The organism is Pseudomonas sp. C1C7 (assembly GCF_013359595.1).
Classification (GTDB): Bacteria; Pseudomonadota; Gammaproteobacteria; order Pseudomonadales; family Pseudomonadaceae; genus Aquipseudomonas.
Genome location: NZ_JABFMP010000018.1, coordinates 55,569 through 75,457, shown reverse-complemented (window position 1 = coordinate 75,457; position 19,889 = coordinate 55,569). Strand labels below are relative to the sequence as shown.

The following is a 19,889-nucleotide window of genomic DNA, read 5'->3' as shown; positions in this document are numbered from 1 at the left end:
ACGCCGCATGCGCCTGTTTCGCTCGTTGACTGTATTGATGGCATTGGCCGCTCCTTCGGTATTCGCCGATGACCTGTATCAGGTTGAAATGATTCTGGTGCGGCAGAATGCCGTGCCGGCGATCGTCAGCCGCGCCGCGCCTGAAGACTGGGATGCCGGCGCGCAACACCTCAACCCCGACAGCCTGCGCACCCCGAGCCTGAACGGCGAGGTGGAAAAGCTCACCGCCAGCAATGAATACACGGTGTTGCTGCACAAGGCCTGGCAACAGAACCTTGGCGAACAAGCCAGCAAGGTGGCGATCAGCGACGGCAAGGAACAATTCGGCCAATTCCCGATCGAGGGCACATTGAGCATCAAACAGGGCCGCTTCACCGACGTCGAAGCCGATTTCTGGGTCAACCAGATCGACAACGACGGCCTGGTCACCGCCAGCGAGCGCCTGAAGACCGACAGCCATACCAAAAACGGGCAGCTGAACTTCCTCGACGCCGGTCATCTGGGCCTGCTGATCAAGATCACCTCGCTGACCGCCCCTGCACCTCGGCCAGTCCCCGAAGAAATTCCGGACTGATTGAGCCCCCTATGTCCGCGACCCTGAGCAAACCCCTGGCACCCTCCTGGGTCAGCCGATTCAAGGAACAGAGCCTGGAGCGCGGCCGACGCTACGCGCTGGAAAACCGCGTCAGGATCGTCGAAGCCGGCGACGCCACCATCGTCGCCGCATGCGAAGGCTCTGGCGGTAACGTTTACCGTCAGACCATTCGCCTGCGAGAGTCGGCCAAAGGCACGTTGCTGATGATCGACGCCACCTGCTCCTGCCCCGTCCACAGCAACTGCAAACATTGCGCGGCGGTCCTGCTGCAAGTGCAGGAAACCCTCAATTACCCGGCGGCCGCCAAGGACGCCGAGCTGCTGGAAAAGCTTCAGGCCGTCCTCGAAAACCGCAGCCCGAAAGCGCCGCCGCAAGTGCTGGTGGACAACGTGCAGCCGGTGCCGCGCCTGTGGCTGGCAAGCATCGAGTTCAGCGCCTTCGAACCACGCAACGGGCGGATGCAGCGTTACATCCAGCACCGCGCGGCGCTGTCCTTCAGTTATCTGGACGAATACGTCTCCGGGCAGAAAAACTCCGACATCCTGATTCGTCAGGAGACACAGACGCTACGGATAAAACGTCACCCGGAAGTGGAACAGTCCTACAGGGAACAACTGCGCATTCTCGGTTTCAGGATCGCCACCCGGCAGAGCAAGGCTTTGCCTGAGAGCGCTGGCGAACTGTACGAGATGGTCAACGACAGCGCCTGGCTGACCTTCACCCTCAACGAACTGCCGAAGCTGCGCACCCAGGGCTGGGAGCTGCAGATCAACGAGGACTTCGGTTTCGACCTGACGGCGGTGGACGACTGGTACGCCACGGTCGAGCAGGCGCCGGAGCGCGACTGGTTCGACCTGGAACTGGGCATCATCGTCAACGGCGAGCGCCTGAGCCTGCTGCCGATCCTGTTGAACCTGATGCGCTCGCACACAGAGATCCTCAACCCGGAGCGCCTGGCCCGTCGTCGCGATGACGAGCTGATCCTGGTGAACATCCCCAATCGCCCGAACTCCGAGCATGGTCCCCTGCAGGTCGCCCTGCCCTTCGGCCGCTTGAAACCGGTGCTGGCGACCCTCGGTGAGTTCTATCTGCAAGAGCCCGGCGAAACCACGTTGCGCCTGAGCCGGGCCGACGCCACGCGCCTGAATTCGCTGGAAGACCTGCCACTGCTTTGGGAAGGCGGCGATCAGATCCGCACCTTTGCCCAGCGCCTGCGGGACATCAAGGACTATACCGCCAGCGTGCCGGAAGGCTTGAACGCGACCTTGCGCCCGTATCAGCTGGAAGGCCTGAGCTGGATGCAGTCGCTGCGTCAGCTGGAGGTCGGCGGGATCCTCGCCGACGACATGGGCTTGGGCAAAACCCTGCAAACCCTCGCGCATGTGCTCAGCGAGAAGAACGCCGGACGCCTCGATCGCCCATGCATGGTGGTGATGCCCACCAGCCTGATCCCCAACTGGCTCGACGAGGCCGCGCACTTCACCCCGCAACTCAAAGTGCTGGCGCTGTACGGTGCCAGTCGCAAGAAGCATTTCGACAACCTTGCCGATTACGACCTGATCCTGACCACCTACGCGCTGTTGCCCAAGGATGTCGAAGCCCTGGCCAGGCAACCGCTGCACGTGCTGGTGCTGGACGAAGCGCAGTACATCAAGAACCCCGGCAGCAAGGCCGCGCAGGCCGCTCGCGAGCTGAATGCACGCCAGCGCCTGTGCCTGAGTGGCACGCCGCTGGAAAATCACCTGGGTGAGCTGTGGTCGCTGTTTCACTTCCTGCTGCCGGGCTGGCTTGGGGATGTGAAGAGCTTCAATCGCGATTACCGGGTGCCGATTGAAAAGCGCACCAGCGAAGTCAGACTTCAGCACCTCAACGGTCGGATCAAACCGTTTCTGTTGCGTCGGACCAAGGAACAGGTCGCCACCGAGCTGCCGCCGAAAACCGAAATCATTCACTGGGTCGAGCTCAACGAAGCCCAGCGCGATGTGTACGAAACCATGCGCCTGGCGATGGACAAGAAGGTGCGCGATGAAATCACCCGCAAGGGTGTGGCCCGCAGCCAAATCATCATCCTCGAGGCGCTGCTGAAACTACGCCAGGTGTGCTGTGACCTGCGCCTGGTCAACGATGCCGCCCTGCCCGCCCGCGGCAGCACTTCGGGCAAGCTCGACAGCCTGATGGAAATGCTTGAGGAGTTGTTTGAAGAAGGACGGCGCATCCTGCTGTTCTCGCAGTTCACCTCGATGCTGACCTTGATTGAGGACGAGCTGAACAAACGCGGCGTGGCCTACGCCCTGCTGACCGGGCAGACCCGCGACCGGCGTACGCCGGTGAAGGATTTCCAGAGCGGCAAGCGTCAGATCTTTCTGATCAGCCTGAAGGCCGGCGGTGTTGGCCTGAACCTGACCGAAGCCGACACCGTGATCCATTACGACCCGTGGTGGAACCCGGCAACCGAACACCAGGCCACCGACCGCGCCTATCGCATCGGCCAGGAAAAACCGGTGTTCGTCTACAAGCTGATTGCCCGCGGTACGGTGGAAGAGAAGATTCAGCTACTGCAAAAAGAAAAATCCGACCTGGCGGCCGGTGTTCTGGACGGCCGTCAGGCCGGGGACTGGAAGCTGCAGAGCGATGATATCGAGGCGCTGTTTGCGCCGTTGCCGGATAAGCTCGAAAAGCGCTGAGGCTGGTGGGGCTCGATAGATTGCTTTCGCGGGCAAGCTTCGCTCCTACAGGTTTTGCGTCGATCATGATGTTTGTGATCCACATCAAACCTGTAGGAGCGAGGCTTGCCCGCGAAGAATCCAACTCGGTCATGAGCCAACTCAGCCCTTGAGCACCCGCGCATAAACCGTCATGGCAGCCAGTCCCTAGTCGATCAATTGAGCTTCTTTGAGCGAACCGATGGCGGCCAGCCAGCGAGGATCCTGACGGTAGTCGGTGCAGGCATGCGCCTGACCGCGCATCCGCGCGATGCGCGCCGACGGCTTGACCTTCAGGCGTTGCGCGGCGCTCAGCGCCAGCTCGGCGGCAGCGCGATCGTTGCACACCAGGCCCATGTCGCAGCCAGCTGTCAGCGCCGCCTCGATGCGGCTGGCGGCATCGCCCACCACATGCGCGCCGGCCATGGACAGGTCGTCACTGAAAATTACCCCGTCAAATTGCAGCTCGCCACGCAGGATGTCCTGTAGCCAGCGACGGGAGAAGCCGGCGGGTTGCGCATCGACCTGTGGATAAATCACGTGGGCCGGCATGACGGCAGCCAATTGTTCGCTCAGTCTGGCGAACGGCACCAGATCCTTGGCGCGGATCTCGTCGAGACTGCGCTCGTCATTCGGGATCGCCACGTGGGAATCGGCCTCGGCCCAGCCGTGACCCGGGAAATGCTTGCCGGTTGCGGCCATGCCGGCGCTGTTCATGCCACGAATGAAGGCGCCAGCCAGCAGCGCGGCGCGCTCCGGATCGCCTTCGAACGAGCGGGTACCGACCACGGCACTGCGCTGGTGATCCAGGTCCAGCACCGGGGCGAAGCTCAGGTCCAGGCCGACGGCCAGGACTTCGGTGGCCATGATCCATCCGCATTGCTCGGCCAGATACTCGGCGTTCGGGTTGTCGGCAATGGCACGCATGGCCGGCAGGCGCACGAAGCCCTGGCGCAGGCGTTGAACCCGCCCGCCTTCCTGATCCACCGCCAGCAGCAGATCAGGGCGAATGGCGCGAATCGCCGCGCTCAACTCGCGAACCTGGCGCGGATGCTCGATGTTGCGGGCAAAAATGATCAGGCCGCCCACTTCGGGCTGGCGCAACAATTGGCGATCTTCGGCCGTCAGCCAGGTACCGGCGACGTCCACCATCAACGAGCCTTGCAGGCCAGCAGTCATAGAGATTCCTTGATAACGAAAAATCCGCCTCGCACGGATTCGCCGCCGTGGGCAGTGCCCGGCAGGTCGGCGATATCAGTGGGAAGCGGATTCAGAACGAGAGTCGGCATGGGCGGCTAGCTTAACGGATGTCAGCTGCCGCGCCCACCCGTGCAGGGTCAAACCTTGGCGGCGACCTGTGTCGATTTGCTACGTGGACGCAATTGCGCCGCGGCCATGGCGGCGTCGGTGACGCCCGTCTCGGCGCGCATGCCGGCGGCGAGGAACGGCACCATCAGGCGCATGACCTGCTCGATGGAGGTGTTCACGCCGAAGTCGGTTTCGGCAATGGCACGCAATGCCTTGATACCCGACATGCTGAACGCCGCGGCGCCGAGCATGAAATGCACGCGCCAAAACAGCTCGATCGGCGGAATGCGTGGCGCGGCCTCGTTGACCAGCATCATGTAGCGGCGGAAAACCTTGCCGTACATGTCTTCCAGATAACGACGCAAATGCCCCTGGCTCTGGCTGAAGGCCAGACCGAGCAAACGCATGAAGATAGAAAGATCGTTACCGCTGCGGGGCTGCACCACCAGCGCCTGTTCGACCAGGATTTCCAGCAGTTCTTCGAGGGAAGGCTTGATTTCAGGTTTGGCCTGGCGCCGCTCCAGCTCTTTATCGAGGCTGATGCAGAATGGCCCGAGAAAACGCGAAAAGACCGCTTGAATCAGCGCCTTTTTCGATCCGAAGTGATAGTTCACCGCAGCCAGGTTGACACCGGCCTTGCTGGTGATCAGACGCAATGAGGTTTCGGCGAAACCTTTTTCCGCGAACAACTGCTCGGCGGCATCGAGAATGCGTTCAACGGTTTCCGACTGGGCCATGGCTACTCCGCCTGACAAACACTTGTTTGAAACATACGTTTCAAGCTATGTCTTGTCAAGTCTGGCAGTTCGTTTTGGGAATGGTCGGTCAGACATTTAACCATACAACCGCAAAGCTTCCATCCACCGGCTTGTCGACCGTCCGGCAGTCTGGAGAAAAAGGGGCATTGCCAAGACCGCTTCACTGTATATAATCCCAGTCACTGTATAAAAAAACAGAGCGATCAATATGCTAAAGCTGACGCCACGCCAAGCCGAGATTCTGGCTTTCATCAAACGCTGCCTGGAAGACAACGGCTACCCTCCGACCCGCGCGGAAATCGCTCAGGAACTGGGTTTCAAATCGCCAAACGCTGCTGAAGAACACCTCAAGGCGCTGGCGCGCAAGGGCGCCATCGAAATGACCCCGGGCGCGTCCCGCGGCATCCGTATCCCTGGCCTCGAAGCCAAGGCCGACGACTCCACCCTGCCCATCATCGGACGCGTAGCCGCTGGCGCACCGATCCTGGCCCAGCAGCACGTCGAAGAGTCCTGCAACATCAATCCTTCCTTCTTTCATCCCCGCGCCGACTACCTGTTGCGAGTGCACGGCATGAGCATGAAGGACGTGGGCATTTTCGACGGTGACCTGCTGGCCGTGCACACCACTCGCGAGGCTCGTAACGGGCAGATCGTGGTGGCGCGCATTGGCGATGAAGTGACCGTCAAGCGCTTCAAGCGTGACGGCAGCAAAGTCTGGCTGATCGCCGAGAACCCGGAATTCGCCCCAATCGAAGTGAACCTCAAGGATCAGGATCTGGTGATCGAAGGTTTGAGTGTCGGCGTCATTCGCCGCTAACGGAGGCTTTATGCATTTCCCGCACACATCACCACAGCAAGCCCAACTGCCGTTGCTGTTCGAGGCATTCCTGGCCCAGCCTCTGGCGCCGATCCTGGAGGAAGTGGTCGAGTCGCCCTGGAGCGCCGAACCCGAGGTCTTCAGTGAGCTGTCTCTACGTGGTGCGGCCGGGAACTGCCTGAACCTGCTGGCCCCGATCCTCAGGGAGCTGAGCCAGGACCAGGACGCACGCTGGCTGACCCTGATCGCCCCGCCCGCCAGCGTGACCCAGGCGTGGCTTCGGGACGCCGGCCTCAATCGCGAGCGCATCCTGCTGCTGCAACCGAGCGGCACCCAGAGCGCCCAGCAACTGACCTGCGAAGCCTTGCGACTGGGCCGCAGTCACACTGTCGTCAGCTGGCTCAACCCGCTGAGCACCAGCGCGCGCCAACAACTGATCAGCGCCGCCCGGACCGGGGACGCACAAAGCCTGAACATTCGATTGGGTTAACGTCGCGCCTGAAACGGCGCAGGGCTTCTCCTGGGGCAGAGAAGCCGATCTGTGGCGGTATTGGCAGAAACCGACGGGCGGGATCAGTGAAGGACCCGCGGCCCCTCTTCCTTGTCCAATTCCCCTTCAACCAGGCGCCCGGCCATCTGCACACCAACGCTCAGCATCGCTTTGGCGACTTCGACATGCTGGCCTTGCAGGAACGCCTTGGCATCCTCCGAGAAATCCAAAGTAACCAGAGAACCCTCGTCCTCGGCCCTGCGCAGCTCGATTCGGCCGTCTGGTAACTCGACAATTTCTAAAAAGGACGTTGGCATAAAGGTGTGTTCTCCAGGAAAGGCGGGGATTATATAGCCATCAATCGGGCTTCGCTCGGGATCTTGACCAGCTGCCATCACGAAGAGAAATTTCCGACAACTCTCTTCCCTCGAATGGCAGCCTTGGCGTGCCGCCCGTCAAAGACCCCTGGCCTTCAACATTCGTTCAAGCCTTCTCGAAAACGCAGCGCCAGGCTCTTGAGGTTCTGGCGCCAGCTCTCCAGTTCTTCACGGCTCAACTCATCGGGCGTCTCTTCTTCGTCCAGGTTCACCGCCTGAATCAAAGGCTGCGTGACGTCGCCCTTGGGCTTGTGTGGCGCACGAGGCGGCTGAAACAACGCCGAGTGGGCGGCCAGCAGCCTGGCCAGCCAGGTTTCCGGATTGTTGGCCAGCTCGATCATCTCGGCCAATTCAGGAATGGCGATGGTTTCCAGCACCTCCCGAGTCAGCAGCGCTTCCGCGCGCTGGGAATTGGCCTGCGGCAGGCGATAGAACCCGGCGATTTCATGGCACAAACCCAACAGGGCGCCATACAGGTGAAACAACGCCGATTCGCGACCTGCCTGGATCAGCGCCAGGGAATTCATCGACCGCGCCTCTTCAGCCTTGGCAAGCGCTTCCAGTGAAAGGCCGGCGAAATAAATCTTCTGGTTGGTACGGGTATAGAGTTCGTGGGCCATGACGGCAGCCTCCACAACGATATGATGCATCACGCAGGTCGAACAGTGTCGTGGATCAACCAAGTCCACCGCAAGCGCAAAAAAAGGCCGCATGGTGACATGCGGCCTTTTCGGTTCAGCTCAGATCAAGACTTCGCGGCAGGACGCTTGTCTTCAACGGTCCACTTGCCACCGTCGTAATACGCTTTCCAGCCGGTCGGCTTGCCGTCGACTTCGGTCTGCACGTATTGCTCCTTGGTCTTGCGGCTGTAGCGGATGACCGCAGGCAGGCCGTCCGGATCCTTCTTCGGTGCTTCACACAGGAAGTGGTACTTCGGATCGATCTCGTCCTTGTGCGGGATGATCTCGGACACCAGCGGCGCACGGGTCTCGCGGTTTTTCGGGAACTGGCTGGCCGCCAGGAACAGACCGGACGCACCGTCGCGCAGGATGTAGGTGTCGTTGACCTTTTCGCATTTCAGCTCAGGCATCTTCACCGGGTCCATCTTCGGCGGCGCCGCGTCACCACTCTTGAGCAGCTTGCGGGTGTTCTTGCAGGTCGGGTTGGTGCAACCGAAGAACTTGCCGAAACGACCGGTCTTGAGCTGCATCTCGCTGCCACACTTGTCGCACTCCAGGCTCGGGCCTTCATAGCCCTTGATGCGATAAGCGCCCTCTTCGATTTCGTAGCCAGCGCAATCCGGGTTGTTGCCGCAGATGTGCAGTTTGCGCTTCTCGTCGAGCAGGTAGGCATCCATCGCGGTGCTGCAGATCGGGCAACGGTGTTTGCCACGCAACACCAGCGATTCCGACTCACCTTCGTCGTCCGCGGCGATCTCGTCGCCCGGCACCAGGTTGACGGTGGCCTTGCAGCGCTCTTTCGGCGGCAGGCTGTAGCCCGAGCAGCCAAGGAACACGCCGGTCGACGCCGTACGGATCTGCATCGGACGACCGCAGGTAGTGCACGGAATATCGGTCATGACCGGCTGGTTGGCGCGCATGCCGTTGTCCGGGCTCTCGGCTACTTCGAGCTTCTTCTTGAAGTCGCCGTAGAACTCGTCGAGCACGTTCTTCCAGTCGCGCTCGCCCTGAGCCACATCATCGAGATGCTCTTCCATGCCGGCGGTGAAGCCGTAGTCCATCAGGTTGGAGAAGCTCTCGGCCAGACGCTCGGTGACGATGTCGCCCATCTTTTCCGAGTAGAAACGACGGTTGTGCAGCGCCACGTAACCGCGGTCCTGGATGGTGGAAATGATCGCCGCGTAGGTCGAAGGACGACCGATACCGCGCTTTTCCATTTCCTTGACCAGACTGGCTTCGGAGTAACGCGCCGGCGGCTTGGTGAAGTGCTGGGTCGGATCAAGCTGGATCAGCTTCATCGCATCGCCCTGGGCCATGTCTGGCAGCACGTCATCATCGCCCGGCTTGGCAATTTGCGGCATCACGCGGGTGTAGCCGTCGAACTTGAGGATACGGCCCTTGGCACGCAACTCGAAGTCGCCGGCAGCGACGGTGACCGTGGTCGACAGGTATTGCGCAGGCAGCATCTGGCAAGCGAGGAACTGGCGCCAGATCAGCTCGTAGAGACGCTCGGCATCGCGCTCCATGCCCGACAGCTTGGCCGGCGTGATGTTGGCGTCGGACGGACGAATCGCTTCGTGAGCCTCTTGTGCGCCTTCCTTGCTGCTGTAGACGTTCGGGGAATCCGGCAGGTACTTCTTGCCAAACTCGCCTTCAATATAAGTACGCGCCATCGCCACGGCATCGGCCGAGAGGTTGGTGGAGTCGGTACGCATATAGGTGATGTAGCCGGCTTCGTACAGACGCTGGGCCATCATCATGGTTTTCTTCACACCGAAGCCCAGGCGGTTGCTCGCGGCCTGTTGCAGGGTGGAAGTAATGAACGGTGCCGACGGCTTGCTGCTGGTCGGCTTGTCTTCACGCTTGACGATGCTGTAGCTGGACGCCTTGAGCTTTTCCAGCGCGGCCATCGCCTGGGCTTCGTTCAGCGGCCTGAAGGCCTCGCCTTTCTCGCGAGCGACTTCGAAACGCACGGAGGCGCCTTTGGCGGTGCCGAGGTCGGCGTGGACTTCCCAGTACTCTTCCGGGATGAACGCGCGGATTTCACGCTCACGCTCGACCACCAGCTTCACCGCAACCGACTGCACGCGACCGGCGGACAGACCGCGAGCGATCTTGGCCCACAGCAGCGGCGAAACCATGTAACCCACTACGCGGTCGAGGAAACGACGCGCCTGCTGGGCGTTGACGCGGTCGATGTCCAGCTCGCCGGGCTCGGAGAAGGCTTCCTGGATGGCTTTCTTGGTGATTTCGTTGAACACCACGCGCTTGTAGCGGCTGTCATCACCACCGATGGCTTCGCGCAGGTGCCAGGCAATGGCTTCCCCCTCGCGATCCAAGTCGGTTGCGAGATAGATGGTGTCAGCATCCTTGGCGAGCCGGCGCAGCTCTTCGATGACCTTTTCCTTGCCTGGAAGGATCTCGTACTTGGCTTTCCAGCCGTGATCGGGATCGACCCCCATGCGAGCGACCAGCTGCTTGCGTGCCTTTTCTTTCGGCGACAGCGCCGGCGCTTCGCCCGCAACGGCCTTGCCACGCTTGGCGGCAGGCTCCTTGGTGGCACTCGCCGAACCACTGGTGGGCAGGTCTCGGATATGGCCGATACTCGACTTCACCACGTATTGGTTGCCCAGATACTTGTTGATGGTCTTGGCCTTAGCCGGGGATTCCACAATGACCAGCGATTTGCCCATGGATCAGAAAATTCCTGAATTCTAGAAGTGAAAGGCGGTTGGCGCCTGACGCGGCACCGCTATATATAGTGGCTACAAGGTGAGGTCAAGCGCAGGGTTTTGCGCGCACTCAGCTCATGGCTTGTTAAAAAGACTCTCTTCGGCCTGCACCAAAGCAAAGCGTGGCACCTGCTCGCCGTCAACTTCGACCGACTCCAGGAACATGCTCAAGGGACGTACCCAAAAGCCGTAATCGCCATACAGGGCTTGGTAGAAGACCACTTCTTCCTCGGTCTCCGAATGCCGCGCGACACTGAATACGCGGTACTGCGGACCTTTGTAATGTTGGTAGAGCCCTGGTTGTATCGGCATGCTTCGGCCCTCACTCAAATTTTTTCAAAATAAAAACAAATTAAACCCGGAAAAACAAAAACCGGGGCACTTGGCCCCGGCTTCCGTCAACGATTCGCTTAAACGCGTTCGAAGACGGTGGTGATGCCTTGGCCGAGACCAATGCACATGGTGGATACCCCGAAGGTACCGCCATTTTGCTTCATCACGTTCAGCAAAGTGCCGGAGATACGGGCACCGGAGCAACCGAACGGGTGACCCAGGGCGATCGCGCCGCCGTGCAGGTTAACCTTCTCGTTCATCTTGTCGAGCACTTTCAGGTCTTTCAGCACTGGCAGGGCCTGTGCGGCGAAAGCTTCGTTGAGCTCGAAGAAGTCGATATCGTTGATACCAAGGCCTGCGCGCTTCAGTGCTTTTTGTGTAGCCGGTACTGGACCATAGCCCATGATCGCCGGATCCACACCTGCCACTGCCATCGAACGGATCACCGCCATCGGCTGGATCCCCAGGTCCTGTGCACGCTGCGCCGACATCACGATCATGCACGAAGCACCATCGGTGATCTGCGACGAAGTACCGGCAGTCACGGTACCACCTTTCGGGTTGAACGCCGGCTTCAGCGTCGCCAGGCTTTCCAGGGTGGTTTCCGGACGAATGGTTTCGTCGTAGTCGAACAGTTTCAGGAAGCCGTTCTCGTCATAGCCCTGCATCGGGATGATTTCGTCCTTGAACTTGCCTTCCACGGTCGCCTTGTGGGCGAGCTGGTGGGAGCGCAGACCAAAGGCGTCCTGCTGTTCGCGGGTAATGCCGTGCATTTTGCCGAGCATTTCCGCGGTCAGGCCCATCATGCCCGAAGCTTTTGCCGCGTACAGCGACATGTGCGGGTTCGGATCGACACCGTGCATCATGCTCACGTGGCCCATATGCTCGACGCCACCAACGACGAAAACGTCACCGTTGCCGGTCATGATCGCCTGCGCAGCGGTGTGCAGCGCGCTCATGGACGAACCACACAGGCGGCTGACGGTCTGGGCGGCCGAGGTGTGCGGGATCTGGGTCATCAGCGACGCCATGCGCGCAATGTTCCAGCCCTGCTCCAGGGTCTGGTTCACGCAGCCCCAGATCACGTCCTCGACTTCGTTCGGGTCGATCCTGGTGTTGCGTTCCAGCACTTTGCTGATCAGGTGCGCCGACATGTCTTCGGCACGGGTGTTGCGGTGCATGCCGCCCTTGGAGCGGCCCATCGGAGTACGACCGAAGTCGACAATCACGACGTCTCTAGGATTCAAGCTCATAAGTTCACTCTCACTCTAGTTGGGGGCGCTTAACCGAAGAAGCTCTGGCCGTTCTTGGCCATTTCGCGCAGCTTCGCGGTCGGGTGGTACAGCGCGCCCAAATCAGCGTACTGGTCAGCCAGGGCGACGAACTCGGCAACACCGATCGAATCGATGTAGCGCAGCGCACCGCCACGGAATGGAGGGAAACCAATACCGTAGACCAGACCCATGTCGGCTTCGGCGGCGGTTTCAACGATGCCGTCTTCCAGGCAGCGTACGGTTTCCAGGCACAGCGGGATCATCATCCAGTTGATGATGTCTTCGTCAGTGACTTCACGCTGCTCGAAGACAACTGGCTTGAGCACTTCAAGTACCGACGGATCGACGACCTTCTTCTGCTTGCCCTTCTTGTCGGCCTCGTAGGCGTAGAAACCCTTGCCGTTCTTCTGACCGAGACGATTGGCTTCGTACAGCGCGTCTACAGCCGAACGAGTGTCGTCTTTCATGCGGTCCGGGAAACCTTCAGCCATGACGTCGCGACCGTGGTGGCCGGTGTCGATGCCGACCACATCCATCAAGTAGGCCGGGCCCATCGGCCAGCCGAATTTTTCCATGACCTTGTCGATGCGCACGAAGTCGACACCGGCGCTGACCAGCTTGGCGAAACCGCCGAAGTACGGGAACAGGACGCGGTTGACCAGGAAGCCCGGGCAGTCGTTGACCACGATCGGGTTCTTGCCCATTTTCTTGGCGTAGGCAACGGTGGTGGCAACGGCCAGCTCGCTGGACTTCTCGCCACGGATCACTTCCACCAGCGGCATCATGTGTACCGGGTTGAAGAAGTGCATGCCGACGAAGTTTTCCGGATGCTTGAGGGCCTTGGCCAGCAGGCTGATGGAAATGGTGGAGGTGTTGGAAGCGAGGATGGTGCCTTCCTTGACCTGGGATTCGACTTCGGCCAGGACGGCTTGCTTGACCTTCGGGTTCTCGACGACCGCTTCAACCACCAGGTCCACGTGACCGAAATCACCGTAGGACAGGGTCGGGCGAATGCCGTTGAGCACTTCAGCCATTTTCGCGGCGGTCATGCGGCCTTTTTCGACACGGCCAACCAGCAGTTTGGCGGCTTCGGCCAGACCCTGCTCGATACCGTGCTCGTTGATGTCCTTCATCAGGATCGGCGTGCCTTTGGAAGCCGACTGATAGGCGATACCGCCACCCATGATGCCGGCGCCCAATACGGCGGCCTGCTTCACGTCCTTGGCGATTTCGTCATAGGCCTTGGCCTTTTTCTTCAGTTCCTGATCGTTCAGGAACAGACCGATCAGGCTTTGCGCAGCCGGGGTCTTGGCCAGTTTGACGAAACCGGCGGCTTCGACTTCCAGAGCCTTTTCACGACCGAAGTTCGCGGCTTTCTGGATGGTCTTGATCGCTTCGACCGGCGCCGGGTAGTTAGGACCCGCCTGACCGGCCACGAACCCTTTGGCGGTTTCGAAAGCCATCATTTGCTCGATGGCGTTGAGCTTGAGCTTTTCCAGCTTCGGCTGGCGCTTGGCCTTGTAATCGAACTCGCCGGAAATGGCGCGCTTGATCAGTTCCAGCGCAGCTTCCTGCAGCTTCTCAGGGGCAACCACGGCATCGACGGCGCCGACTTTCAGCGCGTCTTCGGCACGGTTTTCCTTGCCGGCGGCAATCCATTCGATGGCGTTGTCGACACCGATCAGGCGTGGCATGCGCACGGTACCGCCGAAGCCCGGGTAGATGCCCAGCTTGACTTCCGGCAGGCCGATCTTGGCGCTGGTGGACATGACGCGGTAGTCCGCGGCCAGGCACATTTCCAGACCGCCACCCAGCGCGATGCCATTGATCGCGGCAACGGTCGGAACGTTGAGGTCTTCGAAATCGCTGAAAATCCTGTTGGCTTCGAGGTTGCCAGCAACAAGCTCTGCATCCGGCAGCTTGAAGTTGTCGACAAATTCGGTGATGTCGGCGCCGACGATGAACACGTCCTTGCCACTGCTGACGATCACGCCCTTGATCGAAGCATCTGCCTTGATGGCGTCCACGGCCTGACGCAGTTCGTTCAGGGTTAGACGGTTGAACTTGTTGACGGACTCACCCTTGAGGTCGAACTTCAGTTCGACGATGCCACTTTCAAGAGCCTTAACCGTGATGGCTTTACCTTCGTAAATCATCAACTGATCTCCACGATATGGAAGCTGAACAGTACACGTCGGAAGCAGGCGAAGGGCTGGCAGGGACGTCAATCGTCGATGCTACGCCAATCCACCCGGCACACCCGCCAACGCGATAGTCGGGATTCTGTAGGAGCGATTTTAAATACAAACGCTCAATTCATACGCCCGTTTGATTTGGGTACGCCACCTTCACGGAGTTTCCGCCAATTGTCAATCGCCCAAAATGCGGGGTGAAACGCGACTTTGCGGTCATTTCTGTAGGACAACGACCTAAAACATGCGTTTGCATGTAGGGACATTCATAGGATCAATCATTAGAAAAGTCGCCCTAATTCGCGGCAGCCTTTGTTTAACAAGCTACGCTGGCGAAACCTCAAGGGAATTTGTACGCCGCTGGCGAATGCCGGACGCGAGATGAAACAAAATTAATTTACCGGCCTGCCTGGCCATCCCGCCCGATGATGTTGTCGGGCTTTTTATTTTTTGCTTTCTGTAGAAGCGAGCTTGCTCGCTCCTACAGGGTCCTGCTACGCCAATGCCTTGAGGGTGGCATCGATGTGCTGCAGAACTTCGGCCTCGCCCTTCTCGCCCCAATACAGGGCGATCATCTGCTTGTCGGCCTCGACCTTGAAGACATTGCCCGGCAACTTTTCGAAATGATCTAGCAGCGCGCGATCCTCGCACGGCTCCTGCCATTGATTCACCCACAGACCCGGTGATTTTTGCCAGAAACTCCAACAGGCCGGCTGGGTGCCGCGCCTTGGTCGGTGGTACTGCGCACACGGATTTGGCGGCTCCTGACTGAGCCAGTGCGGCCACTCCTGAGGGGCCAGTTGCATGGCCAGGCCGATGCGTCGCGCCTCCATGCGCAGGGCCATGCGACCACTCTGCTGGCGCGATGGGCGCAACCATGCCAGGGGGCTGAGCACCACCAGCAGGATTGACACCACTATCCAGACCGTCATATCTGTACTCCCGATTTTGAATGAGCGGATTGAGTCACTTTGGAACCAATGCGCTTGAAACCAGCCATACTTACCAATATTGCGTTTCTCAGGAGGAGCACCTCATGCCCTACGAGCATATTCTGGTCGCTGTAGATCTCACCGAAGAGTGCGACCCTGTCATCCACCGCGCTCGCGAACTGTCGGTGAGCAACGGCGCGAAATTGTCCATGGTCCACATCGTCGAGCCAATGGCCATGGCCTTTGGTGGTGACGTGCCGATGGACCTGTCACAACTGCAACAGCAGCAGTTCGATCAGGCCAAGGAGCGCCTCGATCGCCTGATCGTGAAGTACCCGGAGCTCTCCCGGGAAAACTGTCACCTGACCTACGGCCAGCCGCGCCAGGAGATTCACCACCTGGCCAAGGAACAGAACTGCGACATGATCGTAGTGGGGAGTCATGGTCGACATGGCCTGGCATTGCTGCTGGGCTCTACCGCCAATGACGTCCTGCACGGTGCGCCTTGCGATGTGCTGGCGGTGCGCCTGCAAAGCAAAAACTGACCTCGCTCCTGCAGATACAGGGATCGAGACAGATGTGAAAAAGCCCGGCGCTCTTTAAAGAACGCCGGGCTTTTTCATGGCCGGTTCAATCACTCATCCAGTTCGGCCCAGCGCTCGACCATCACGTCGAGCTCAGCCTGCAACTGCGCCAGCTGGGCGATCACCGCAGCCGTTTCGGTCGACGGACGCAGGTAGAAACCGGCATCCGCCATCTGTGCTTCAACGGCAGCGATTTGCTGCTCCATGTCGTCGATCTGTCCTGGCAACGCTTCCAGCTCGCGCTGCAACTTGTAGCTGAGCTTCTTCTTCGCCGCAGCCGGTGCTTCGACGACTGCCGCAACCGGAGCCGGCTCGGCCTTGACGATCGCGGAGTTCAGGTCAGCCTTGCCGGACTTGCTTTCCGTCACGCCCAGCAGACGCGGCGAACCGCCCTGACGCAGCCAGTCCTGGTAACCGCCGACGTACTCGCGAATCTTGCCTTCGCCTTCGAACACCAGGGTGCTGGTCACCACGTTATCGAGGAATGCCCGGTCGTGGCTGACCATCAGCACGGTGCCGCTGAAGGTCAGCAGGACCTCTTCCAGCAGTTCCAGGGTTTCGACGTCGAGGTCGTTGGTCGGTTCGTCGAGGACCAGCAGGTTCGCCGGCTTGCTGAACAGCTTGGCCAGCAACAGACGGGCACGCTCGCCACCGGACAGCGCCTTGACCGGCGTGCGCGCACGCTGCGGGCTGAACAGGAAGTCGCCGAGGTAGCTCAGCACGTGGCGGCTCTGGCCGTCGATATCGATGAAGTCGCGACCTTCGGCGACGTTGTCGATCACGGTTTTTTCCAGATCCAGCTGGTGACGCAACTGGTCGAAGTAGGCCACGTCGATCTTGGTGCCCTCTTCCACCGTGCCGCTGGTGGGCTGCAAGCCGCTGAGCATCAGTTTGAGCAGCGTGGTCTTGCCGGTACCGTTGGCGCCGAGCAGACCGATACGGTCGCCGCGCTGCAGGACCATGGAGAAATCCTTGATCAGGAACGGACCGTCCGGATGCGCGAAGCTCACGTTGTCCAGCACCATCACCTGCTTGCCGGATTTTTCCGCCGTGTCCAACTGAATGTTGGCCTTGCCGGTGCGCTCACGGCGCTCGCTGCGCTCGATGCGCAGGGCCTTGAGGGCGCGAACGCGGCCTTCGTTACGGGTACGCCGGGCCTTGATGCCCTGGCGAATCCACACTTCTTCCTGGGCCAGGCGCTTGTCGAACAGCGCGTTGGCGGTGGCCTCGGCGGCAAGTTCCGCTTCTTTATGCACCAGGAAGCTGGCGTAGTCGCCGCTCCAGTCGATCAGCCCGCCGCGATCCAGTTCCAGGATGCGGGTGGCAAGGTTTTGCAGGAAGGAGCGGTCGTGGGTGATGAACAGCACGGCGCCCTGGAAATCCTTCAGCGCTTCTTCGAGCCAGGCGATGGCGCCGATATCCAGGTGGTTGGTCGGTTCGTCGAGCAGCAGCAGATCCGGCTCGGACACCAGGGCCTGGGCCAGCAGCACGCGACGACGCCAGCCGCCGGACAGTTCGGCGAGGGTCTTGTCGGCCGGCAGTTGCAGGCGGCTGAGGGTGCTGTCGACCAGGGTCTGCAAACGCCAGCCGTCACGGGCTTCGAGGTCGTGCTGGACGTGCATCAGCTTTTCCAGATCGGCATCAGTGACGATGTTCTGGCTCAGGTGGTGATATTCGGCCAGCAGCGCACCGACACCGTCCAGGCCCGCAGCCACGACGTCGAACACCGTCCGCTCGTCGGCTACCGGCAATTCTTGCGGCAATTCGCCGATCTTGAGCCCGGGCATGCGCCAGACGGCGCCGTCATCGGGCTTCTGGTCGCCCTTGACGAGCTTCATCATGCTGGACTTGCCAGTGCCGTTGCGGCCGATGATGCACACCCGCTCACCACGGGCGATCTGCCAGGACACCTTGTCCAACAACGGCATAGCGCCGAAAGCAAGGGACACATCGCTGAATTTGAGCAGGGTCATGAGCTTCTCCAAAAACCGGGCGCGCATTCTACCTGAATCGAGGCTTCAGAAGGCCGGCAATTTCACTCTCGAAGCACTCTGCAGTACAAATGTTGCGAACTGATGCAGACAGGTCCGCAAACCTTTCACCGGCTGCTGGCAAAAGGCTAAGCTACGGATAATTCAGTGTCGGCATCGTCGACACTTGTCATGGTTTTTCTGTCCGGACGTCTCATGCGCAGTCGCCTTTTCAATCTTTTGTCGTGTTTTTTACTTTCTGCCGCTGCCGTTCAATCCGCCCAGGCGGTGGACCTGTCCACCCAACGCCAGTATTACGATGAAGCCAAACGCGCCCTGGCCAAGGGCGACACCGGCCCCTATTTCCGTTACAGCCAGGCCCTGGCCGACTATCCGCTGGAACCTTACCTGGCCTATGACGAGCTGACCGCACGCCTGAAAACCGCGAGCAATGCCGAAATCGAAAAATTCCTCGCCGAACACGGCGACCTGCCCCAGGCCAACTGGATGAAGCTGCGCTGGTTGCGCTGGCTGGCGGATCGCGGCGACTGGGCGACCTTCGTCAAGTACTACGACCCGAAGATGAACTTCACTGAACTGGACTGTCTGAACGCGCAGTACCAGATCAGCCACAACCTCAAGGCCGAAGGTTACGCCAACGCCAACAAGCTCTGGCTGACCGGCAAGTCCCAGCCCGCAGCCTGCGATGCGCTATTCGGCATGTGGGCCGCCGAAGGCCAGTTGACCGAACAGAAACGCTGGGAACGCACCAAGCTTGCAGCCCAGACGCGCAACTACCCGCTGGCCACCAGCCTGGTCAACGGCCTGACCACCCTCGCCCCTCGCGGTCGCCTGCTGATCGATGTGGCACAGAACCCCGAACTGCTCAATCAGCCGTCACGCTTCACGCCGGCGGATGAGGCGATGTCGGACGTGGTCAGCCTTGGCCTGCGCCGTCTCGCCCGACAGGACCCGGACCGGGCCATGAACCTGCTGGACGGTTACGCCAGCAGCATGCACTTCTCCCGCGATGAAAAAGTGGCGATCGCCCGGGAAATCGGCCTGACCCTCGCGCGCCGTTTCGACAGCCGCGCGCTGGACATGATGACCAAGTATGACCCGGAACTGCGCGACAACACGGTGTCCGAATGGCGCATGCGCCTGCTCCTGCGCCTGGCTCGCTGGGATGATGCCTATCAGCTGACCCGCCGATTGCCTCAGGACCTGGCCACCACCAATCGCTGGCGCTACTGGCAGGCCCGCAGCCTGGAACTGGCACAGCCGCAGAATCCGGAAGCGCAAACCCTGTACAAGAGCCTCGCTCGTGAACGCGACTTCTACGGTTTCCTCGCCGCCGACCGTTCGCAATCGCCTTATTCGCTACTCAACAAGCCACTGGTGCTGAGCCAGGCCACCATCAACAAGGTGCGCAACACGCCCGGCATTCGTCGCGCCCTGGAATTCCATGCCCGCGGGCAGATCGTCGACGGTCGTCGCGAGTGGTACCACGTCAGCCGCCACTTCAGCCGTGACGAAATGGTCGCCCAGGCGAAGCTGGCCTACGACCTCAAGTGGTATTTCCCGGCCATTCGCACCATCAGCCAGGCCCAGTACTGGGACGATCTGGACATCCGTTTCCCGATGGCCCACCGCAACACCCTGGTGCGTGAAGCGAAGAACCGCGGCCTGCATTCGAGCTGGGTGTTCGCCATCACCCGTCAGGAAAGTGCCTTCATGGACGACGCCCGTTCCGGCGTCGGTGCCTCCGGCCTGATGCAGCTGATGCCCGCGACCGCCAAGGAAACCTCGCGCAAATTCAGCATTCCCTATGCTTCGCCGCAGCAGCTGTTCGATCCGGACAAGAACATCCAGCTCGGCGCCGCTTACCTGAGCCAGGTCCACAGCCAGTTCAACGGCAACCGCGTCCTCGCCTCCGCCGCCTACAACGCCGGCCCCGGCCGTGTTCGTCAGTGGCTGCGCGGCGCGGACCACCTGAGTTTCGATGTGTGGGTGGAAAGCATTCCGTTCGACGAAACCCGTCAGTATGTGCAGAACGTGCTGTCGTATTCGGTGATCTACGGGCAAAAACTCAATTCGCCGCAGCCGCTGGTGGATTGGCATGAGCGGTATTTTGATGATCAGTAA

The 19,889-nt window shown here is 60.5% G+C and carries 16 protein-coding genes; 6 read left to right on the top strand and 10 right to left on the bottom strand.

Annotated features, from left to right (window positions below):
- Window positions 1–7: 7 nt before the first annotated feature.
- Together HNO86_RS16460 and HNO86_RS16455 are read left to right on the top strand one after the other, a co-directional pair.
- A complete protein-coding gene (locus tag HNO86_RS16460) occupies window positions 8–574 on the top strand; it encodes a CsiV family protein (RefSeq protein ID WP_175377994.1) in 567 nt (188 codons plus the stop codon).
- Between the two features lie 11 nt (window positions 575–585).
- Window positions 586–3,279, top strand: coding sequence for a DEAD/DEAH box helicase (locus HNO86_RS16455; protein WP_175377993.1), 2,694 nt, complete (start codon window positions 586–588; stop codon window positions 3,277–3,279).
- Between the two features lie 186 nt (window positions 3,280–3,465).
- Here the strand turns inward: HNO86_RS16455 and nagZ are convergent, their stop codons facing one another.
- Together nagZ and psrA are read right to left on the bottom strand one after the other, a co-directional pair.
- Entirely contained in the window at window positions 3,466–4,476 is a 1,011-nt protein-coding gene (gene nagZ / locus HNO86_RS16450; RefSeq protein WP_256672657.1) for a beta-N-acetylhexosaminidase, read from the bottom strand.
- Window positions 4,477–4,634: 158 nt separating this feature from the next.
- Entirely contained in the window at window positions 4,635–5,342 is a 708-nt protein-coding gene (psrA, locus tag HNO86_RS16445) for a transcriptional regulator PsrA (protein WP_175377992.1), read from the bottom strand.
- A gap of 229 nt (window positions 5,343–5,571) precedes the next feature.
- Here psrA and lexA point away from each other — a divergent pair, with 229 nt between their 5' ends.
- Window positions 5,572–6,180 (top strand): transcriptional repressor LexA, encoded by a 609-nt coding sequence (gene lexA / locus HNO86_RS16440; RefSeq protein ID WP_175377991.1) that lies wholly within the window; start codon window positions 5,572–5,574, stop codon window positions 6,178–6,180.
- A 10-nt stretch (window positions 6,181–6,190) separates the two neighbouring features.
- Complete coding sequence (gene sulA / locus HNO86_RS16435; protein WP_175377990.1) at window positions 6,191–6,670, top strand: SOS-induced cell division inhibitor SulA; 480 nt, start codon at window positions 6,191–6,193, stop codon at window positions 6,668–6,670.
- Between the two features lie 83 nt (window positions 6,671–6,753).
- Here the strand turns inward: sulA and HNO86_RS16430 are convergent, their stop codons facing one another.
- The 7 genes from HNO86_RS16430 to HNO86_RS16400 form a co-directional block, all read right to left on the bottom strand.
- The gene (locus tag HNO86_RS16430; RefSeq protein ID WP_047538925.1) at window positions 6,754–6,987 is read right to left on the bottom strand and encodes a hypothetical protein; all 234 of its coding nucleotides are present in this window, start codon (window positions 6,985–6,987) and stop codon (window positions 6,754–6,756) included.
- 155 nt (window positions 6,988–7,142) lie between these two features.
- Window positions 7,143–7,667 carry a DUF6586 family protein gene (locus HNO86_RS16425; RefSeq protein WP_175377989.1) on the bottom strand — a complete coding sequence of 175 codons (525 nt, stop codon included), beginning with the start codon at window positions 7,665–7,667 and terminating at the stop codon, window positions 7,143–7,145.
- Window positions 7,668–7,792: 125 nt separating this feature from the next.
- Window positions 7,793–10,420, bottom strand: coding sequence for a type I DNA topoisomerase (gene topA / locus HNO86_RS16420; protein WP_175377988.1), 2,628 nt, complete (start codon window positions 10,418–10,420; stop codon window positions 7,793–7,795).
- Between the two features lie 114 nt (window positions 10,421–10,534).
- Window positions 10,535–10,771, bottom strand: coding sequence for a DUF1653 domain-containing protein (locus HNO86_RS16415; RefSeq protein ID WP_008050054.1), 237 nt, complete (start codon window positions 10,769–10,771; stop codon window positions 10,535–10,537).
- Window positions 10,772–10,869: 98 nt separating this feature from the next.
- A complete protein-coding gene (fadA, locus tag HNO86_RS16410; RefSeq protein WP_175377987.1) occupies window positions 10,870–12,045 on the bottom strand; it encodes an acetyl-CoA C-acyltransferase FadA in 1,176 nt (391 codons plus the stop codon).
- Window positions 12,046–12,074: 29 nt separating this feature from the next.
- A complete protein-coding gene (gene fadB, locus HNO86_RS16405) occupies window positions 12,075–14,222 on the bottom strand; it encodes a fatty acid oxidation complex subunit alpha FadB (RefSeq protein ID WP_175377986.1) in 2,148 nt (715 codons plus the stop codon).
- 530 nt (window positions 14,223–14,752) lie between these two features.
- Window positions 14,753–15,190 carry a hypothetical protein gene (locus tag HNO86_RS16400; protein ID WP_175377985.1) on the bottom strand — a complete coding sequence of 146 codons (438 nt, stop codon included), beginning with the start codon at window positions 15,188–15,190 and terminating at the stop codon, window positions 14,753–14,755.
- Window positions 15,191–15,294: 104 nt separating this feature from the next.
- Between HNO86_RS16400 and HNO86_RS16395 the strand changes: the two genes are divergently transcribed.
- On the top strand, window positions 15,295–15,735 hold the full coding sequence (locus HNO86_RS16395) for a universal stress protein (protein WP_175377984.1): 441 nt from the start codon (window positions 15,295–15,297) through the stop codon (window positions 15,733–15,735).
- Window positions 15,736–15,824: 89 nt separating this feature from the next.
- Here the strand turns inward: HNO86_RS16395 and HNO86_RS16390 are convergent, their stop codons facing one another.
- Complete coding sequence (locus HNO86_RS16390; protein WP_175377983.1) at window positions 15,825–17,747, bottom strand: ATP-binding cassette domain-containing protein; 1,923 nt, start codon at window positions 17,745–17,747, stop codon at window positions 15,825–15,827.
- A 213-nt stretch (window positions 17,748–17,960) separates the two neighbouring features.
- Between HNO86_RS16390 and HNO86_RS16385 the strand changes: the two genes are divergently transcribed.
- Window positions 17,961–19,889, top strand: a complete 1,929-nt coding sequence (locus tag HNO86_RS16385) for a transglycosylase SLT domain-containing protein (protein WP_175377982.1) — start codon at window positions 17,961–17,963, stop codon at window positions 19,887–19,889.

Excerpts from the sequence above, each read along its gene's own strand:
- HNO86_RS16425 (WP_175377989.1), bottom strand. The coding sequence starts at position 7,667 with ATGGCCCACGAACTCTATACCCGTACCAACCAGAAGATTTATTTCGCC.
- HNO86_RS16415 (WP_008050054.1), bottom strand. The coding sequence starts at position 10,771 with ATGCCGATACAACCAGGGCTCTACCAACATTACAAAGGTCCGCAGTAC.
- HNO86_RS16460 (WP_175377994.1), top strand. The coding sequence starts at position 8 with ATGCGCCTGTTTCGCTCGTTGACTGTATTGATGGCATTGGCCGCTCCT.
- lexA (WP_175377991.1), top strand. The coding sequence starts at position 5,572 with ATGCTAAAGCTGACGCCACGCCAAGCCGAGATTCTGGCTTTCATCAAA.
- HNO86_RS16395 (WP_175377984.1), top strand. The coding sequence starts at position 15,295 with ATGCCCTACGAGCATATTCTGGTCGCTGTAGATCTCACCGAAGAGTGC.
- HNO86_RS16455 (WP_175377993.1), top strand. The coding sequence starts at position 586 with ATGTCCGCGACCCTGAGCAAACCCCTGGCACCCTCCTGGGTCAGCCGA.
- HNO86_RS16430 (WP_047538925.1), bottom strand. The coding sequence starts at position 6,987 with ATGCCAACGTCCTTTTTAGAAATTGTCGAGTTACCAGACGGCCGAATC.
- HNO86_RS16400 (WP_175377985.1), bottom strand. The coding sequence starts at position 15,190 with ATGACGGTCTGGATAGTGGTGTCAATCCTGCTGGTGGTGCTCAGCCCC.
- fadA (WP_175377987.1), bottom strand. The coding sequence starts at position 12,045 with ATGAGCTTGAATCCTAGAGACGTCGTGATTGTCGACTTCGGTCGTACT.
- HNO86_RS16390 (WP_175377983.1), bottom strand. The coding sequence starts at position 17,747 with ATGACCCTGCTCAAATTCAGCGATGTGTCCCTTGCTTTCGGCGCTATG.
- psrA (WP_175377992.1), bottom strand. The coding sequence starts at position 5,342 with ATGGCCCAGTCGGAAACCGTTGAACGCATTCTCGATGCCGCCGAGCAG.
- fadB (WP_175377986.1), bottom strand. The coding sequence starts at position 14,222 with ATGATTTACGAAGGTAAAGCCATCACGGTTAAGGCTCTTGAAAGTGGC.
- topA (WP_175377988.1), bottom strand. The coding sequence starts at position 10,420 with ATGGGCAAATCGCTGGTCATTGTGGAATCCCCGGCTAAGGCCAAGACC.
- sulA (WP_175377990.1), top strand. The coding sequence starts at position 6,191 with ATGCATTTCCCGCACACATCACCACAGCAAGCCCAACTGCCGTTGCTG.
- nagZ (WP_256672657.1), bottom strand. The coding sequence starts at position 4,476 with ATGACTGCTGGCCTGCAAGGCTCGTTGATGGTGGACGTCGCCGGTACC.
- HNO86_RS16385 (WP_175377982.1), top strand. The coding sequence starts at position 17,961 with ATGCGCAGTCGCCTTTTCAATCTTTTGTCGTGTTTTTTACTTTCTGCC.